General features: G+C 66.6%; 16 protein-coding genes. 10 read left to right on the top strand and 6 right to left on the bottom strand.

What is annotated here, in order from left to right:
* Window positions 1–41 precede the first annotated feature (41 nt).
* The 8 genes from JOF56_RS01505 (at window position 42) to JOF56_RS01470 (ending at window position 9,224) form a co-directional block, all read left to right on the top strand.
* The gene (locus JOF56_RS01505; RefSeq protein WP_209633634.1) at window positions 42–1,130 is read left to right on the top strand and encodes an S-methyl thiohydantoin desulfurase family protein; all 1,089 of its coding nucleotides are present in this window, start codon (window positions 42–44) and stop codon (window positions 1,128–1,130) included.
* A complete protein-coding gene (locus JOF56_RS01500) occupies window positions 1,130–2,563 on the top strand; it encodes a hydantoinase/oxoprolinase family protein (protein WP_209633631.1) in 1,434 nt (477 codons plus the stop codon). The genes JOF56_RS01505 and JOF56_RS01500 overlap by 1 nt, the downstream gene beginning before the upstream one ends.
* Window positions 2,560–3,900 (top strand): purine-cytosine permease family protein, encoded by a 1,341-nt coding sequence (locus JOF56_RS01495; RefSeq protein ID WP_209633630.1) that lies wholly within the window; start codon window positions 2,560–2,562, stop codon window positions 3,898–3,900. Before JOF56_RS01500 ends, JOF56_RS01495 begins: the two co-directional genes overlap by 4 nt.
* Window positions 3,879–5,453 (top strand): hydantoinase/oxoprolinase N-terminal domain-containing protein, encoded by a 1,575-nt coding sequence (locus JOF56_RS01490; RefSeq protein WP_209633628.1) that lies wholly within the window; start codon window positions 3,879–3,881, stop codon window positions 5,451–5,453. Before JOF56_RS01495 ends, JOF56_RS01490 begins: the two co-directional genes overlap by 22 nt.
* The gene (locus tag JOF56_RS01485; RefSeq protein ID WP_209633626.1) at window positions 5,446–6,513 is read left to right on the top strand and encodes an S-methyl thiohydantoin desulfurase family protein; all 1,068 of its coding nucleotides are present in this window, start codon (window positions 5,446–5,448) and stop codon (window positions 6,511–6,513) included. The genes JOF56_RS01490 and JOF56_RS01485 overlap by 8 nt, the downstream gene beginning before the upstream one ends.
* The gene (locus tag JOF56_RS01480; protein WP_209633624.1) at window positions 6,510–7,211 is read left to right on the top strand and encodes a GGDEF domain-containing protein; all 702 of its coding nucleotides are present in this window, start codon (window positions 6,510–6,512) and stop codon (window positions 7,209–7,211) included. Before JOF56_RS01485 ends, JOF56_RS01480 begins: the two co-directional genes overlap by 4 nt.
* 186 nt (window positions 7,212–7,397) lie before the next feature.
* Complete coding sequence (locus JOF56_RS01475) at window positions 7,398–8,030, top strand: DUF4360 domain-containing protein (protein WP_372448359.1); 633 nt, start codon at window positions 7,398–7,400, stop codon at window positions 8,028–8,030.
* Between the two features lie 141 nt (window positions 8,031–8,171).
* Window positions 8,172–9,224: an NAD(P)-binding domain-containing protein gene (locus tag JOF56_RS01470; RefSeq protein ID WP_209633620.1), complete on the top strand. Its 1,053-nt coding sequence runs from the start codon at window positions 8,172–8,174 to the stop codon at window positions 9,222–9,224.
* Here JOF56_RS01470 and JOF56_RS01465 read toward each other — a convergent pair.
* The 4 genes from JOF56_RS01465 to ybiA form a co-directional block, all read right to left on the bottom strand.
* Entirely contained in the window at window positions 9,221–9,763 is a 543-nt protein-coding gene (locus JOF56_RS01465; RefSeq protein ID WP_307854866.1) for a snapalysin family zinc-dependent metalloprotease, read from the bottom strand. The two genes, JOF56_RS01470 and JOF56_RS01465, sit on opposite strands and share 4 nt — an antisense overlap.
* Before the next feature lie 94 nt (window positions 9,764–9,857).
* Window positions 9,858–10,430 carry a copper resistance CopC family protein gene (locus tag JOF56_RS01460; protein WP_209633618.1) on the bottom strand — a complete coding sequence of 191 codons (573 nt, stop codon included), beginning with the start codon at window positions 10,428–10,430 and terminating at the stop codon, window positions 9,858–9,860.
* A gap of 17 nt (window positions 10,431–10,447) precedes the next feature.
* A complete protein-coding gene (gene gad, locus JOF56_RS01455) occupies window positions 10,448–11,815 on the bottom strand; it encodes a glutamate decarboxylase (protein WP_209633616.1) in 1,368 nt (455 codons plus the stop codon).
* A 9-nt stretch (window positions 11,816–11,824) separates the two neighbouring features.
* A complete protein-coding gene (gene ybiA, locus JOF56_RS01450; RefSeq protein WP_245378113.1) occupies window positions 11,825–12,376 on the bottom strand; it encodes a riboflavin biosynthesis intermediates N-glycosidase in 552 nt (183 codons plus the stop codon).
* Between the two features lie 271 nt (window positions 12,377–12,647).
* Here ybiA and JOF56_RS01445 point away from each other — a divergent pair, with 271 nt between their 5' ends.
* Window positions 12,648–13,436, top strand: a complete 789-nt coding sequence (locus JOF56_RS01445; RefSeq protein ID WP_209647938.1) for a helix-turn-helix domain-containing protein — start codon at window positions 12,648–12,650, stop codon at window positions 13,434–13,436.
* A gap of 58 nt (window positions 13,437–13,494) precedes the next feature.
* Complete coding sequence (locus JOF56_RS01440; protein ID WP_209633611.1) at window positions 13,495–14,580, top strand: S-(hydroxymethyl)mycothiol dehydrogenase; 1,086 nt, start codon at window positions 13,495–13,497, stop codon at window positions 14,578–14,580.
* 51 nt (window positions 14,581–14,631) lie between these two features.
* Here JOF56_RS01440 and JOF56_RS01435 read toward each other — a convergent pair whose 3' ends face one another.
* Both JOF56_RS01435 and JOF56_RS01430 read right to left on the bottom strand, forming a co-directional pair.
* Window positions 14,632–15,081, bottom strand: a complete 450-nt coding sequence (locus JOF56_RS01435; RefSeq protein WP_209633609.1) for a hypothetical protein — start codon at window positions 15,079–15,081, stop codon at window positions 14,632–14,634.
* 69 nt (window positions 15,082–15,150) lie between these two features.
* On the bottom strand, window positions 15,151–17,379 hold the full coding sequence (locus JOF56_RS01430; protein ID WP_209633607.1) for a glycosyl hydrolase family 28 protein: 2,229 nt from the start codon (window positions 17,377–17,379) through the stop codon (window positions 15,151–15,153).
* Window positions 17,380–17,432 lie beyond the last annotated feature (53 nt).

The raw sequence follows: 17,432 nt of genomic DNA, 5'->3' as shown, positions 1-17,432 counted from the left end.
AGGACAAATACTCAGAGTGGCTGTCTTACTACCATTCACTCGTGCGACTTAACGGGGGTTGCCTGGCCGAGTTCGCCCATGGCTGTGACGTGCTCGCCGCCGGCGGAGGCGGTTACGCAGCCGCGACCGTACCGTTGGCGCAGGTCGCACTCGACACCGTGGGGCCGGTGGAGATCATCGGCTTGATGGACCTTCCGCCGGATGGCCTAGTCATGCCGTGCGCCTATCTCGGTTCGCCGGCTGTCTGGACCGAGCGGATCGGCACCGGCCGGGAAAGCGTCGCGATCCGCCGTCAGGTCGAGGCGCATTTCGGTGCCGAGGTCGTGGCGATGATGTGCACGGAGATCGGCGGCAGCAACGGCCCGGCGTCCGTCGCGCTCGCCGCCTACGCTGACCTGCCCTTGGCCGACGCCGACGGGATGGGCCGGGCGTTCCCGGGGATCGAGCAGGTGGCCATGCAGGTCGCCGGAGTGCACCCCGGCCCGTCGGTGCTCGCCGACGACCATGATCATGTTGTCCTTGTGCAGGCCGATACCGGGGAGTGGCTGGAGCGTCTCGCGCGTAGTGCGGTGACGGCGTTCGGTGACGTCGGCGTGAGCGCCGAGTACGTGATGACGGTCGAACAGGCCAGGCAGAGCGTGGTTTCAGGCTCGGTGAGCCGGGCGTTGCGGATCGGCAAGGTGCTCGCCGAGTACGCCGGTGCGCCGACTTCGGCCGCGGTACGCGGGATCGCGGCGGAGTTCGGCGGCATGTGCCTGATGGAGGGCAAAGTCAGCATGGTGTCGCCGGTCGAGGTCAGGGCTGCCTCGACTTTTGCCGCGAACCTGCGGAGCACCGCGTTGCTGGACGGCATCAACAACGACAGCGGCCGTTGTCTGCGAGTGGAAGTCGGGCACGAGTACCTGGCGATTCTCGAGGACGGCGAAGTCCGCGCCACGACACCGGACATCATCACGTTGTTCGACGTCTACAGCGGCAACCCGGTCACCACGGACTCGTTGCGCTACGGGCAACGTGTGGTCGTGCTGGCGATGCCGTGCCCGGATGTGTGGCGTCAACCGGCCGGGCTGGAGCTGGTGGGACCGAGAGCGTTCGGCCTTGATCTCGACTACCACCCGTTGGGCGCGTGATGACGGGATACAGGCTTGGTGTCGCCCTTCCCGGAAATCGGGCGTCCGCGGCGGTTCTCGATCCTGATGGCCGGTTGGTCGTGGCGCTTGAGCGTGAGATCGACAAGCTCGGCGAGTTTCTCGACGCGGTGCTCGCGGCGGCCGTACCGCACGGCATCACGCCGGCCATGATCGAGCATGTGATCTTCGCGGTCACGGATCTGAGTGTGCTCGACGATCTGGCGGCCGAGACGGGTTCCTGGCGCGGGTGGCCGGGCCGGCTCGCCCGGGTGGCCGCGGTCCGTCTTGGTGCCGCGACCACGTCCATTCCGCCGCTGGCGTTGTGGCCGCAGGATTTGCGTGAGCGGGTCGCTGTCGCGTCCACCTGCCTGTCCGGTGGGGCGATGCTGGACGGCAGCGACTACGAACCGCTTGACATCGAAGGACTTCTGGCGTTTGCCCGGCGGATCTCCGGCACGGTCGGCGCGGTCGCGATCACCGGCGTGTTCTCGTCAGTCACCCCGCGGCACGAGCTCGCGGCCGCGGATGTGCTGCGGGAAGAGCTGGGCCCGGCCACCGCGATCCTGCTGTCGCACGAGTTCGGCGGCATCGGCCTGATCGAGCGGGAGAACGCGACCGTACTGCAAGCGGCCTTGACGTCGCCGACCGCTGAGGAAGCGACCAAGCTGCTGGCCGCGGTGAGCCGGCGCGGAATGGGGTACGCCGAAGTTTTCCTGGCCCGCGGCGACGGCACCATCGCCACGCTCGACAATGCGGTCACGCACCCGTTGTCGCTGCTTGGCGCGACCGACACGACCACCGCGATCGGGGCTTCGGTACTGGCCGGACATCGGGACGCACTCGTCGGTATGACCAATGTGGACGGAACTCTCCGGGCGGTGTGCGCCCTGACTGACGGTGTGCCGAGGATGACCGTCGGGCACACCAAGGTGGCCGGTGTGGCAACGGGTCTGAGCGTGCCCGCGCTGGTCCCGATCTTCGGTGAGATCGAGGACGGCATCGACCGGGCCAAGGACGCTCCCGGTGACCTGCCGTTGGTGCTGGTCGGACCCGGTGCGCGGGACTTCGCGCAGTCGTTGCGGCACAATTTGGCCGGGACGCTCGCGGTCACCTGCCCGTCCGGCGCCGAGGCCGCCGCCGCGGTCGGCGCCGCGGCCGCGCCGGTGGGTGGCGAGGCGCGCCGGATCGTGCCGCTGAACAGCCCACGGCTGGCGGAGATCCGTTCCGCGGTCCGGGAAGCCGCAAGGGCTTCCGCGATGCGTGCGGGCGCGGACCCGCAACGGGTCACGGTCGTGTCCGTGGACGAACAACCACTTGCTTATCTGTCCGAGCCGACCGTTGTCATGCGGGTCCGGGCCTGCGGGCCGCCGCGAGTCGGCTGGATGACCGCCAAGACCAAGGTCGTCGCGACCACCCGAGAGGAAAACCGGTGACTCCCCAAGCCGACGACTACGCCCTGCGCCGGGTTCCGGCCGAAGCCCGCTACGGCTGGTGGTCGGTGGCGTTACAGCAGTTCGGCCAGCTCTCGGACCTGATCACGTTCTCCACCGGGGTGGCGCTGGGCCTCGGGCTGTCGTTCTGGGGCGCGTTCTGGGCCCTGACGCTCGGCTCGGTGGTGCTTGAGCTGGTGGCGGTGTTCGTGGGGATCGCAGGAGTCCGGGAAGGACTGTCCACTTCGGTCTTGGCGCGCTGGGCCGGTTTCGGCCGTTACGGCTCGGCGCTGCTCGGCCTGATCATCTCGATCAGCCTGATCGGCTGGTTCGGCATCCAGAACGGCGTGTTCGCGCTGGGGATGAACTCGCTGGTGCCGCAACTGCCGACGTGGCTGTGGTCGGTGCTGACCGGGTGCGCGATCACCGTGCTGGTGATGTACGGATTCCGGTCCATGCGGTGGATCGCGTTCGTCGCGGTGCCTGCTTTCCAGATCGTCATCGCCTACTCGGTGATCACGGAGTTCGCCAAGGTCGACCTGGGTGAGCTGTTCTCGTCCGGCCCGCTCGGCGAGCCGATGACGATCGCGGCCGGGGCGACGCTCGTGGCCGGCTCCTACATGGCCGGCGCCGTGATCATGCCCGACATGACCAGGTTCAACCGCTCGGCACGGGACGTGATCAAGCAGAGCGTCGTCTCGATCACGTTGGGGCAGTATGTGATGGGCCTGATCGGTGTCCTGCTCGCCTACGCGGTCAAAGGCGCGGACGCCGTCTCGATCCTGACCACCACTGTCGGAGTGGTCGGCGTGATCACGCTCGTCGCCGCGGTCGTGAAGATCAACGACTGGAACCTGTACAGCTCCTCGCTCGGCATCGTGAACTCGATCGCGACGCTGACCGGGATCAAGGTCAACCGCGTCTGGGCCACGCTGGCGATCGGTGTCGCCGGAACCGCGTTGTCCGCGGTGGGCATTCTCGAACGGTTCACCGACTTCCTGATGCTTCTCGGGGTCGCGCTGCCGTCGATCGCAGGGATCTTGGTCGCGGAGTACTACCTGGTCCGCAAGTGGCGGGGACAGCTGGACGAGTCGCGGACGCGTGGTGAACTGCCTGCCACCGAGCCGACGATCGTGCCGGTGACGCTGGTCATCTGGGCGGGTTCGGCGGTGTTCGGCTGGTGGAGCGACAAGGCCGCGCTGGGCATCGGATCGCTGAACTCCTTGCTGCTGGCCGGAATCCTGTACCTGATCGCCGGAAAGCTGGGCCTGGTCAAGGGCCTTCGCGACGTGCCGGTCGAGGAAGGAAAGGAGCAGGCGTGCGAATCGGTATCGACGTAGGCGGCACCAACACCGACGCCGTCCTGCTTTCCGGTGACAATCAACTCCTGGCCTCGGTGAAAACGCCCACAACGCCGGATGTCACCGACGGTGTCGCCTGGGCGGTGACGGACCTGCTCGCCGCGGCGGCCGCTTCCGGTGTGCTGCGACGTATCGGCGACCTGACCGCGGTCATGATCGGCACCACGCACTTCACCAACGCGATCGTCCAGCGCCGGGGCCTGACGCCCACCGCCGTGGTCCGCCTGGCGCTGCCCGCGACCGGAGCGCTGCCGCCGTTGTCCGGCTGGCCGTGGGATCTGCGCAAAACCATTGGCACAGAGCATTATCTGGTGCATGGCGGCTACGAGTACGACGGCACCGAGCTGGCCGCGATGGACCCGGACGAGATCAAACGTGTCGCGGCCGACGTCGCCGAGCGGGGCCTGCGCTCGGTCGCGATCTCGTCGGTGTTCGCCCCGGTCAACAGCGAGATGGAGCTGCGCGCGGCGGAGATCCTGCGAGCGGAGGTGCCCGGCCTGCAGATCTCGTGCTCGCACGAGTTCGGCCGGATCGGCCTGCTGGAACGGGAGAACGCCACCGTCCTGAACGCCTCGCTGACCGACCTGGCCGCCCAGATCGCTGACGCGCTCACCGCGGCGCTCACCGGCGCGGGGATCACGGCTCCGCTGCTGCTCAGCCAGAACGACGGCACCGTGATGGACCTCGAATACGCCCGCCGGTTCCCGGTCGCGACCTTCGCCTCCGGTCCGACGAACTCCATGCGCGGGGCGGCGTTCCTGGCCGGTCTCGGCGACTGCGCGGTGGTCGACGTCGGCGGGACCACTGCTGACATCGGCGTTGTCACCGGCGGATTCCCGCGTGAGGCCGGGGCGGTCACCGAACTGGGCTTCGTACGCACGAACTTCCGGATGCCCGATCTGCTGTCGCTGGGCATCGGCGGTGGAAGTCTCGTACGCGGCAGCGAGTTCGGCCCGGACAGCGTCGGCTACGAGCTGACCGAACGAGCACTTGTTTTCGGCGGGACCGATCTGACGCTCACCGACCTCGCGGTAGCCGCCGGGCTGATCGATCTGGGCAGCCCGGAGCTGGTGGTGGATCTCGACCAGAGCCAGGTCGCGGGCGTGCTGGCGGCGGTGGGGGAGCGGATCGGCGAGGCAGTGGACCGTATGCGCACCTCGTCCGAGCCGCTCCCGGTGGTCGTGGTCGGCGGCGGCAGCGTGCTCGTCCCCGACGTTCTGCCTGGTCTGGACGACATCCGCCGGCCGGAGAACTATGCGGTGGCCAACGCCGTCGGCGCGGCGATCGCCGAGGTCGGCGGCGAGGTGGACCGGGTCGCGCGGATCGGTTCAGGCCGTCGCGAACGGGTACTCGAAGAGGTAAAACAAGAGGCTGTCGAGCGGGCCGAAGCGGCAGGCGCCCGCCCGGACACTGTCCGGGTGGTCGAGGTCGAGGAAGTGCCGCTCGCCTACGTGCCAGGGGGCGCGGTGCGGGTCCGGGTGAAGGCGGTCGGCCAGCTGGATGTCGTTCGGCTGGGGGCGGCCGATGCGTGAGGTCCGGTTGTCCGATGTGGACGATATCGCCCGGGGTGCCGCGATTCTCGGGACCGGCGGCGGTGGGGACCCGTACGTGGGAAAGCTGCTGGCCGAGGCGGCGGTCGAGAAGCACGGCCCGGTGCCGGTCGTGAACATCGCCGATGTCCCGCCGGACGCGGTTGTCGTGCCGATCTCGTCGATGGGCGCCCCGACTGTCGGCACCGAGAAACTCCCCTCCGGCCGCGAGGCGGTCACCGCGCTGCGCGCGCTTGAACGAGTGATGGGCACCAGGGCGACACACCTGGTGCCCATCGAGATCGGCGGCGTCAACTCGGTGATCCCGATCGCCGCGGCTGCCGAGACAGGACTGCCACTGGTCGACGGCGACGCCATGGGCAGGGCATTCCCGGAGGCGCACATGGTGCTGCCGACGCTGATCGGCGTGAGCTGCACGCCCATGGTCATCGTCGACGACAAGGGCAACACCATGGTGCTCGACACGGTCACCAACCAGTACGCCGAACGCTTCGCCCGAGCGGTCTGCACCGAGGCAGGCTGCTCGGTCGTCACGGCCGACACTGTTCTTATAGGCAAGCAACTGCGGGACGGCCTTGTCGACGGGACGTTGAGCCTGGCTCGCAAACTCGGCCGCACAGTCCGCCTGGCCGACGAGCCGGTCGCCAGTGCGGCCGCCCTGCTCGACGGCCGGCTGCTGATCACAGGCAAGGTCACGGACGTGGATCGGGCCACCACCGGCGGTTTCGCTCGTGGGCAAGCCAGAATCGAGGGCATCGGCGCGTACCGCGGCGTGCGGATGCGGTTGTCGTTTCAGAACGAACACCTGCTCGCCGAACGCGACGGCGAGGTCGTGACCAGCACTCCGGACCTGATCTGCGTGCTGGACAACGAAACTGGGGAGCCGGTCACCACCGAGGGGATGCGTTACGGGAACCGGGTCGCTGTCCTGGGCGTCCCATGTGACAGCCGATGGACGACTCCGGAGGGACTGCGGCTGACCGGACCGCGTGCCTTTGGCTACGACCACGACTACGTACCGATAACTGGGGGTACGAAATGACCACCGCGCCAAGCGCATGGAGCATGTCCGGGGAGAAGGCACCGCTGATCCCGTTGCCCAGCCGCAAGAACAGCGGCCTGCAACCCGCGGGTCTGGACCGTTCCAGCCGGGACCAGATCGAGGGAACCCGTTGTGGCACATGCGGTCAGCCGATCGGGTACTGGGCGGTGGACCGGCTCACCGGGCTGCTGGACCGTTGGGGCTGGGACACGTACGCGCCGGAAACCTTGCAACGCGCATACGACCGCCGTCAGCCGCTTGCCTTGCTGCTGCTGGATCTTGACCACTTCAAGGAGATCAACGACCGTTACGGGCACGTTGCCGGCGACATGGTGCTGCACGCCGTCGCCGAAGTGCTGCGGGACTGCTGTCGTGAGAACGACGTGGTCGGCCGGTACGGGGGCCACGGTGGTGACGAGTTCCTTGTCCTGCTGCCTACTACGAACCGTGACCGCGCCATGGCCGTCGCTGAGCGTGTTCTGGACGGCGTGAAGGCACTGCAAGTGGGTGTTCCGGACGTCGATCGGGGTACCCGCACGACGCTGACGGGACTGAGCGTGTCGATAGGCGTGGCGCTTTATGTCCCAGCCCGTGGAATGGAGCCGGCATTGCCGGACCTCGTCCTGGAGGCGGACGCCGCCCTGCTTGTCGCCAAGCGGGAAGGCCGCGACACCGTGCGGATGGGCCGGCCCCGCTGAGGGTGTCGCGGAAATTCGTAGGATAATCAAATACCTGCAGCCGTCCCATCATCCGTTCCCAGTTTTCCCGGCGATCATGGTTGATGTCTTACTCCGTTCAGCGGGTTTTGAACTGTGATAGTCGCGATACGGTTGGTCACCGCCGCGAGTCGTGTGTGGCGCATTTGGAGGTACCTTATGCTTCATATGGTGGCTGCTGTCGGTGTCGCTTTATCGATCGTCGGACAGCCTGTTTCCGTTGCCAGTTGGCCATCCACACCGCCACCTGACAAGATTATTATCGATGTGGCCACGATCAATGGTTCGGGGTGCCGGCCGGGTTCCGCCGCAGTGGCGGTCTCGGCGGACAACGAAGCATTCACCGTGACTTACAGCGAGTTCCTCGCTCAGGTCGGTCTCGGTTCCCAGCCGACCGACTTCCGTAAGAACTGCCAGATCAGCCTGAAGGTGCACGTTCCATCAGGCTTCACCTATGCGATCGCACAGGCGGATTACCGCGGTTTCGCCAGCCTGGCCCGGGGTGCGAACGGGCTTGAGCGCGCGAACTACTACTTCCAGGGGCAGTCGCCTACTGCTTTTGTGAACCATCCGTTCAATGGTCCGCTCGAGGACAACTGGCAGACAACCGATACCACCGATATTTCGGCACTGGTTTACCACCCCTGTGGTGAACTACGCAATTTCAATATCAACACCGAATTGCGGGTCGGTGTGGGTACCTCGGACCCGAAGAAGACGACGAGTTTCATGGCGATGGACTCGACCGACGGAAGCATTAAGACGACCTATCATTTCCACTGGAAGACCTGTCCCCGATAAATTGAACTAACGACTCGCGGCAAATGGCGTGCCGAACGTGGTTTTCAGGCTGCCCTCGCTCTTGAAACCCACGTTCGGTGCGTGACGCAACCCTCACCGCGAGCCGGAATCACCGCGTGCCCACCACGTGTTCTCCCCGATATGCGGGAAACCGACGTGGTGGTGATCGGTGCTGGCCAGGCGGGCCTGTCCAGTGCGTACTACCTGCAGTACTACGGCATGGACGACTACGTCCTGCTCGACGCCGCCGAAGGCCCTGGCGGCGCCTGGCGTCATCGCTGGCCGTCACTGCGGCTGGGCAAAGTCAACGGGATCTACCCGCTGCCCGGGTTCCCGCCGATCGACGAGGACGCCGATCGGCCCGCCTCCGAGGTCGTCACCGAGTACTTCGGCGCATACGAGCGGCAGTACGGCCTGCACATCCAACGGCCGGTCAACGTTGTCTCTGTGAGCGAAGGGCCCAGCGACAGGTTCGTGGTGGCCACTGATGCCGGTGACTGGTCAACGCGTGCGCTCGTCAACGCCACAGGGACGTGGACGCGGCCGTTCTGGCCGTACTACCCCGGGATGGGCAGTTTCCAGGGCAGGCACCTGCACACAGCGGACTTCCGGGATGTCGAGGAGCTACGCGGCCGACGTGTCATCGTTGTCGGCGCGGGATCGTCGGCGACGGGACTCCTGCTGGAGCTGGCGGCCCTCGCCGACGTCACCTGGGTCACGCGCAGGCCACCGGTGATCCGGGACGTCGAGTGGAGCGAGAACATCGGCCGGGAGGTCGTCGCGAAGGTGGACCGTCGCGTCCGGGCCGGACTGCCGCCGGAGAGCGTCGTCAGCGCCACCGGGCTGTGGGTGCCGCCAGGGGCACGCGCTGAGCTGGAAGCCTTGCCCTGGCGGCCGATCTTCAAGGAGGTCACGCCGGACGGCGTCCGCTGGGCGGACGGGACAGAACTGAAAGCGGACGTCATCCTGTGGGCGACCGGGTTCCGTGCGGCACTGGATCACCTTGCGCCGCTGGGACTGCGTGCGCCGGGCGGCGGGATCGTGATGGACGGCACGAGAGTCGTGGCCGAGCCACGGCTGCACCTCGTCGGATACGGACCGTCGGCCAGCACAGTGGGCGCAAACCGTGCCGGCCGACAGGCCGCGCGTGAGCTGCACGCGCTGCTCAGCTCGAAGGAACTTGTTAGCTCTTAGCGGTTTGCGGTGTCGTATACGTCAGAACCGACCGTGCCATTGGCGGTGCCACGGCGAGCGAACAAGGAGTTCACCCGAGCTGCCTCTTGGGCGTTCGGATTCGGGTTGCGGCACGATGTTCCGGCGCTGCCTCCGGACATCAGGTACGAGCAGATGCCGTTGTAGTTGTCAGGCAGGCCGAGCCCGTGCCCGATTTCGTGGGCCACGATCCGCAGGGACGAATGCCCGGCGGCGACGTCGCGCGAGTCGATGTAGATCGTGGCGCAGCCGAGCCCGCACGGGTACGCGCGTGACCCGCCACCCGTGGTGCCGTAGATCCGGATCGTCGCGTTGCCGCCACGGACCATCCGGACATTGGGCGCCCGGGAACTCCAGATCTGGGCGGCTTGGTCCGCCTCGCTGGAGTAGGCAGAGGCGCTGTAGTACACCGTCCTGGCGAGGACGGATGTGTCTGCTGACGCCGGCGCGGCGGTCGCCGTCATGGCGAGCGTGACGGACGCCGCTGCGACCAGCGCAGCACTGAACTTACGCAGGGACACTCGAAATCTCCTTGCGTTGCAGGGGTTGTGCAGGGACTTCGAGTGTATGTACCTATGTGTGGCACGCCATATCAACGACTGTCATAAGGCGGGCTTATCGCCTGCGGCGGATCCCGATGATCAACGCCGCGCCGCTGCCGAGCACCACGATCGTGCCGAGAATGGCCACCCACGTGGGAATCCCGCTTCCATCCGGAGTGGACCCTTGGGCGTGCCCCTCGTGGTTCACCGCTGTCTGCGGCTGTTGTTGCGGCGCCGCGTTTCCCTCGGGCGCGGCACCAGGCTGGCCAAACGCCGCGGTGATGTCGAACTGGACGTCACCGACGATCAGGTGGTTGTCCTGGCCGGTGACCCGGTAGTTGATCGTGTACTTGCCTGCGGGACCTTGCTTGGCGTCGGTGGGGACGGTCACGGTCTTCAGGTCCAACGTCGGCTTGCCCATCGCCCACTGCGTGCCGTTCGGGTCGGTCACTGTGATCGCAGGCGGGTTGCGCAGTGACTCGTCGAACGTCAGCTGGATCGACTGTGGCGGGGTGGCCATGGCCTGGCCTGCTTCCGGGTTGCTGGCCAGGAGCCGGACATGTGCCGCCGCCGGGGCAGCCGTGCCGATCATCACAGCGCCGATCATCGCGACCAGGACCAGCAGCAGGGTCCGCAGGGAAGTCATATGTCCATCTTGCCCGTTCACGCGCCGTGAGCGAAGGACGCGGCACCCGGGCGTTGCTGGCCCCTCAGCGTGGGCAGGAGCCGTTTCAGGTCGGCGACCAGGGCCTCGGCCAGATCGAGGCTGAAGCCGTTGCGCACCACGATCCGCAGGACCGCCAGGTCGGTCCGGTTGGCCGGGAACGTGTACGCCGGCACGAGCCAGCCCTGCGTGCGCAGGGCCGTGGACACGTCGAACACCGAGAACGGCTGGTCACCGGCCACGGTGAAGGCGAACACCGGCAGTTGCGCACCCTTGGTGAGCAGCTGGAACGGGCCCAGCTCGGCGATCTGCCCGGACAGCGTCGTGGCCACGTCCCGGCAGGACTGCTGGACGCGCCGGTAGCCGTCGAAGCCCAGCCGGAGGAAGTTGTAGTACTGCGTCACGACCTGCGATCCCGGCCGGGAGAAGTTCAGCGCGAACGTCGGCATGTCCCCGCCGAGGTAGTTCACCCGGAAGACCAGGTCCTCGGGCAGCGCGGCCGCGTCCCGCCAGACCACCCAGCCGACACCCGGGTACACCAGTCCGTACTTGTGCCCGGAGGTGTTGATCGAGGCGACCCGGGCCAGCCGGAAATCCCACCGCAGCCCGGGATCGCAGAAGGGCGCGATCATCGCGCCGGACGCACCGTCCACATGCACCGGAATGTCCAGGCCGGTGCGCTGCTGCAACTCGTCCAAAGCCGCGCAGATCTGTTCGACCGGCTCGTAGGAACCGTCGAATGTGGACCCCAGGATGGCGACGACCCCGATGGTGTTCTCGTCGCACAGCGCGACGGCCTCCTCGGGCGACAGGTGGAACCGGTCACCCTCCATCGGCACCAGCCTGGCCTCGACATCCCAGTAGTTCGCGAACTTCTCCCAGCAGATCTGGACATTGATGCCCATCACCATGTTCGGCTTGCCAGTGCCGCCCTTGTGCTGCCAGCGGCGTTTGAGCGCGAGCCCGGCCAGCATGCAGGCCTCGCTCGACCCGGTTGTGGAACACCCCGGCGCCTCGGCGACGCTCGGCGCGTTCCACAACCCGGCGAGCATCCGCACACACCGGGCCTCCAGCTCGGCCGTGCGCGGATACTCGTCCTTGTCGATCATGTTCTTGTCGAAGCACTCGGCCATCAGCTTGTCGGCCGTCGGCTCCATCCACGTGGTCACGAACGTGGCCAGGTTCAGCCGCGCGTTGCCGTCCAGCATCAGCTCGTCATGCACCAGCTGATACGCCAGATCCGGGTCCAGGCCGCGGGCGGGCAGCTCGTTTTTCGGGATATGCATGGGAACCCGGGTGTAGAGCGGGTTGATCGAAAGCTCTGCCCGGCCCGGCTCGGGCTGCCTGGAAGGATGCGCTAGCGCCATAGGACCAAGCTAGGCCTTGTTCTGCGCCAACGCAGCCCGAGCATCCATCAGGGCGAATCCCAGCAGGTTCCGGCCCCGCCACCGAGCCGGATCCAGTGCTCGCGGGTTGTCCTTACCCAGCCCGATGCCCCAGATGACATCCCTCGGCGCCGCCTCGACCAGCACTTTCTCCCCGGTCGCGAGCAGAAACGCCCGGTACTCCCCGACTTGGCCGAACTTCGCGACATTCCCACGCACCACGATGTCGTACCGCTGCTTTTCCCAGATGCCCTGATCAAAGCCCCGCACAGCACGGCCCAGTTTCTTGGCGTCCGCCGGAGTCGCGCTGTCCAGGATGCGCTCCCGCATCTCGTCATCACTGAACAACCGGGCCTTCTCGGCCATCATGAAGTGCTCAGCACTCCGGTAGACCTGCCCGTCGACGGTGAAATCCCGCATCAGCCACTGGCTGAGCACCCACCTGCCGACTGTCTGCCCAGGCGCCGGCGTGTGCCCCCAGAAGAACAGGAAGTCCGGCTCCCACCCGGCCGCCATCCGCTCGATCAACTCAGCTCTGTCCATGCCGCGGACCATAGCCGTGACCTCCGACAGTATTGATGGTCCTCGCTCCGCTCGGACGGGCTTTGTCGCCAAAGCCGGTCATTTCCACCCCGCCCCACGCAACCGACAACTTCGCTGTGGGCTCCCGCCCAGCCTGGCTGGGGCGATGTCGGGCGCGTTGCGGCGCGTAAATGACCAGCGCGACAAAGCCGGTGCACCGCAGTTGACCTTCGTCAGGAACTCAGAATCGCTGCGATCAACCCGGGGCCGTAGCGTCGAGGGCGTGACATCGATGACTTCGGCGAAGCAGCGGCCGGTGGGTGAGCTGCTGCGGCAATGGCGTGAGCAGCGCAGACTCAGCCAGCTCGACCTCTCCATCCAGGCGGACATCTCCACCAGGCACCTGAGTTTCGTGGAGACGGGACGGTCCGCGCCGAGCCGGGAGATGGTGTTGCACTTGGCTGAGGAACTGGAGGTGCCGTTGCGGGAGCGTAACCGCCTGTTGCTGGCAGCCGGGTTCGCGCCGGTCTACGGCGAGACGTCGATGGACGCGCCGGAGATGACGGCGGTACGGACCGCGGTACGCCAGATCCTGGCCGGGCACGAGCCGTATCCGGCGGCTGTGGTCGACCGCCGGTGGAACATGGTCGACAGCAACGCCAGCATCGCCCTGTTCACCGCCGGGATCCCGCCGGAGCTGCTGACACCGCCGGTGAACGTGCTGAGGCTGAGCCTGCACCCCGACGGGCTGGCGCCGCGGATCGTCAACCTGGGGGAGTGGCGGGCGCATCTGCTGGGCCGTCTGCGCCGGGAGATCGCGGTGACGGCCGATCAGGGACTGCGGGATCTGTACGAGGAACTCGTTGCGTATCCGTGCTCTGACCCAGAGCCACACCTTGAGAACGAGGTGGTGGTCCCGTTGCGCATCATGCACAACGGGACTGAACTGAAGTTCCTGAGTATGGTCGCGACATTCGGCACGCCCGCCGACATCACGGTCGCCGAGCTGTCGATCGAGTCCTTCTTCCCAGCTGACGCCGTGACCGCCGATTTCCTCCGGGGGATAGGTCTCGACAGATGATCGGGAAAAAGGTCTACTCGGTTCTTGCAGTCGCAACGAGGTGAAGTCGGAGGTCAACGTGGCTGAGGTCCGTGGAGTCGTCGCACGCGCCAAGGGTGAGCCGGTCGAGGTGACGACGATCATCGTCCCCGATCCAGGCCCGGGCGAGGCCGTGGTGAAGGTGCAGGCCTGCGGTGTGTGCCACACGGACTTGCACTACCGCGAGGGCGGCATCAACGACGAGTTCCCGTTCCTGCTGGGCCACGAGGCCGCAGGTGTGGTCGAGTCGGTCGGCGAGGGCGTGACCGGCCTGGAGCCGGGTGACTTCGTGGTGCTCAACTGGCGCGCGGTCTGCGGTGAATGCCGTGCCTGCAAGCGTGGTCGTCCCTGGTACTGCTTCAAGACGCACAACGCCACGCAGAAGATGACGTTGGCGGACGGCACGCCGTTGTCGCCCGCGTTGGGAATCGGTGCGTTCGCCGAGAAGACGCTTGTGCACGCTGGACAGTGCACGAAGGTCGATCCGTCCGCCCGCGCTGCTGCGGTCGGTCTGCTCGGCTGTGGCGTGATGGCAGGTATCGGCGCCGCGATCAACACGGGCAACGTGGGCCGTGGTGACTCCGTGGCCGTCATCGGCTGCGGTGGGGTCGGCAGCGGCGCTGTCGCGGGTGCCCGTCTGGCCGGTGCCGCGAAGATCATCGCGGTGGACATGGACCCGCGCAAACTCGAATGGGCCCGTGGTTTCGGCGCCACAGACGCGGTGAACGCCCGTGAGGTCGACGACGTGGTGACCGCGATCCAGGACCTGACCGACGGTTTCGGCGCCGACGTGGTGATCGACGCGGTCGGCCGCCCGGAGACCTGGAAGCAGGCGTTCTACGCCCGTGACCTGGCCGGCACGGTCGTGCTCGTCGGTGTGCCCACCCCGGAGATGCAGCTGGAGATGCCGCTGATCGACTTCTTCAGCCGGGGCGGGTCGCTGAAGTCGAGCTGGTACGGCGACTGCCTGCCCACCCGCGACTTCCCCCTGCTGGTCGACCTCTACCAGCAGGGCCGCCTCGACCTGGACGCGTTCGTCACCGAGGAGATCGCCCTCGACGGCGTGGAATCGGCGTTCCACAAGATGCACACCGGTGACGTGCTCAGGTCAGTGGTGATGTTCTGACTCGTGGTCCTGGACGCGCCCGGCGAAACTCGCCGGGCGCGTCGGGTGTCGCTAGTCCTCTTCCGGTTCTGCCAGGGCCATCAGCTCGTCGGCGAAGTCGGGATCGGCCACGGCCTGGCGGGCCACCAGGTCCACCAGCTGGTCGAACGTCAGTGACGCGGCGAGTTCGGCGAACCGTTCCTCGTCGTCGTCCTCGTCCTGCTCTGTCACGGATGTGAACGGGATGCCGTCTTCCAAGGCGGCGAGGGTCACCGCGACGGCGTGACTGCAGAGTGGGGCGTCGTCCTCGTCGCAGTCGCATTCGCCGGTGAGGGCGCCGTTGACGACACCGACCCACACGTCGAACTCCTTGCGGGCGGAGTCCAGCACGATCGCCACCACCCCGCCGTCGTCGGTCCCGAGTTCGAAAACCCGGCCCTGATCGAGGTGTTCCCGCCCGATCCGGGCGAGGTCTGGTCCGACCAACGAAGAGACGATGTCGGCATCAAGTCTTACGGCCACCGAGCCATCCAACACTACTGCGCAACCCCCTGTGCGCACGATTTGCTCACAGGGGGCTGAGCTGCGGTTTCACTTGACAACAACGGTATACATGCTGCTCGAGGAGCTGCCGTTCGGGCCGAGCGTGACCGCTCCGGCCGGAACCGGTTTCTGATAGACCTGGAACCTGCGCGCGGTGCCCTCGCTGTTGACCAGCGAGGTCGCGGTGTCGGTCCAGCCGGAGTCCATCCAGGACGGTTTGCCGATCCGGGTGTCCACCGCCACGAAGACCGTGGCAGCGCGGTTGACGGTGAATGTCACCAGCGGGTTCGCCGACGCGGACTTGGAGTCGTTGGCCGTACGGATCCATTGGGAACCAGCAAGAGCAGCGGGGACTCCTGTGAATGTGAACGCCCGGTCGCCGTACTGCGTCGAGCCTGCGGCGAGATTTCTCTGCAGGGACCAGTCGCCGGCGTTGGCGGAGTCGGCGACCGACAGACCGGACAGCACCAGTTCGTCGCTGCCGCCCGTGATGGTGAGCTCGACCGGCACGTTGCGGACCACACCTGCGGCGGTCCCAGTGACCGTGATGTTCGATGTCCCATTTGGACTCGTTGAGGCCGTTGTCACGGTCATCGTCGAGTCCGTTCCGGGTGCGACAGGGTTGGGGCTGAACGAAACCGAGGTTCCCGCAGGCTGGCCGGACGCGCTCAGGGTGACGTCGCCGGGCGAACCGGAGACCGCGGTCGGGCGGACTGTGTAGGTCGCGCTGGACCCCGCGGTCACGGATTGGCTAGGCGGTTGCGCGGCCAGCGAGAAGTCGGCCGACGGACCGCACGGGGGCGGTGTCGATGTGCTGTAGCGCAACGGATTGTTGTTGGTATCGCGGACATTCGTGGCGCAGATCCCGGTCGAGGACTGGATTCCGATGTCATGCGGGCTGTTGCTGCCGCGCTGGGCCACGAAGTTCTCGAACGTCAGCGGTCCCGCGTTGTTGGCGATGATCGCGGGTCTGCCGTCGCCTGCACTGAAGCGAACCGAGCTGTTGAGGAACTTGATGTTGTTGGCGTATCGGATGTACCAGCCGTACGCCGGGCGCGTGCCGATGCTGTTGGGGTTGTAGTTGCTGGGATCGTTGCTCGGCGGGTTCGTCGACATGGTGCCGTTTCCGCCCGGCACGCGGATGTTGACGTTGTCGAACGTGACATCGCTGATCCGGCCGCCGGACTCGCCCCACAGCGTCGGGCTGAACGAAGGTGACGCGCCGGTCGCGGTGATGTTGGTGTAGGTGATGTTGCTGATCGACCCGACGCCGGGATTGTTGCCACACCGCCGTCTTGTGCCGACCTTCTGCATGATCGGCGACCGCACGCCGGTCATCGTGATGTCCCGGTAATGAACGTCGGAGATCTTGGCGCCGTCCATCGACACCAGGCCGAGACCGGACTTGTCGGATCCGTTGATGGTGATCCGGCTGAAGTTGTACCCGGTGAAGTCACCGCAGGTCTCCGAGCCGAACATCAGGGCGTTGCAGCACTCGGCGGACAGCTTGGCGTCCTCGACGGTCACGTTCCCGTTGGGCAGCTTGGCACCCAGCGCGTAGTCGCTCTTGAACGCCAGCGCGTCGTCGTTGGCGGAGATGTCGGCATTGGTGATCTTCACGTTGGTGGTGCTGATGATGTTCCAGCCGTCCCGGTCGCTCGCGGTGTCGATCCGCAGCCGGTCGGAGACGACGTTTTTGCAGCCGTTGATCAGCATCGCGAAGTGCCCGCCGCGGCGCAGGGTGATGCCGCTGACGGTCAGCCCGTCGCACCGGGTCAGCGAAATGATCTTGTCTGCCTGCCCGGAATCCGGGTTGCCGGTGATCAGATGGTCGCCGCCGTCGATCGTGCCGGAGCCCACGAACGCGATGTTGGTCAGCCGGTCGCCCCAGATCATCGCGTTGTGGAAGTGGCTGTGCCCGTAGTCCTGGTAGTCGTCCCACTGGTTGGATTCGGGCGGGTCGTAGTCGTCGGCGTCCGACCCCATGATCGTCGATCCGGCGTCGAGCTGGATGGTGACGTTGCTCTTCATGTGGATCGAGTTGTTCGACCGGTACGTTCCCGGCGGGAACTGGACGATCCCGCCGCCCGCCGAGTTCGCGGCGGTGATCGCGTTGTTGATGGCGGACGTGTCATTGCTCGAGCCGTTGCCCGTCGCCCCGTAGCTCTTGACGTTGAAAACGGCCTGAACAGCCAGAACCGGCTCCCCACCGGCGGTGAGCAACCCCAGCACGGCGGCAGCGGCGAGCCACGCCCTTCTCGAACTTGAGAATCTCAAGGTGACCACCTTATTGTAAACGTTTACATTGCGGCGGCAAGGTCAGCGTAGGA

The organism is Kibdelosporangium banguiense (assembly GCF_017876405.1).
Classification (GTDB): domain Bacteria; phylum Actinomycetota; class Actinomycetes; order Mycobacteriales; family Pseudonocardiaceae; genus Kibdelosporangium; species Kibdelosporangium banguiense.
The sequence above is the reverse complement of the archived record's forward strand: the minus strand, read 5'-3'. Positions and strand labels throughout refer to the sequence as shown.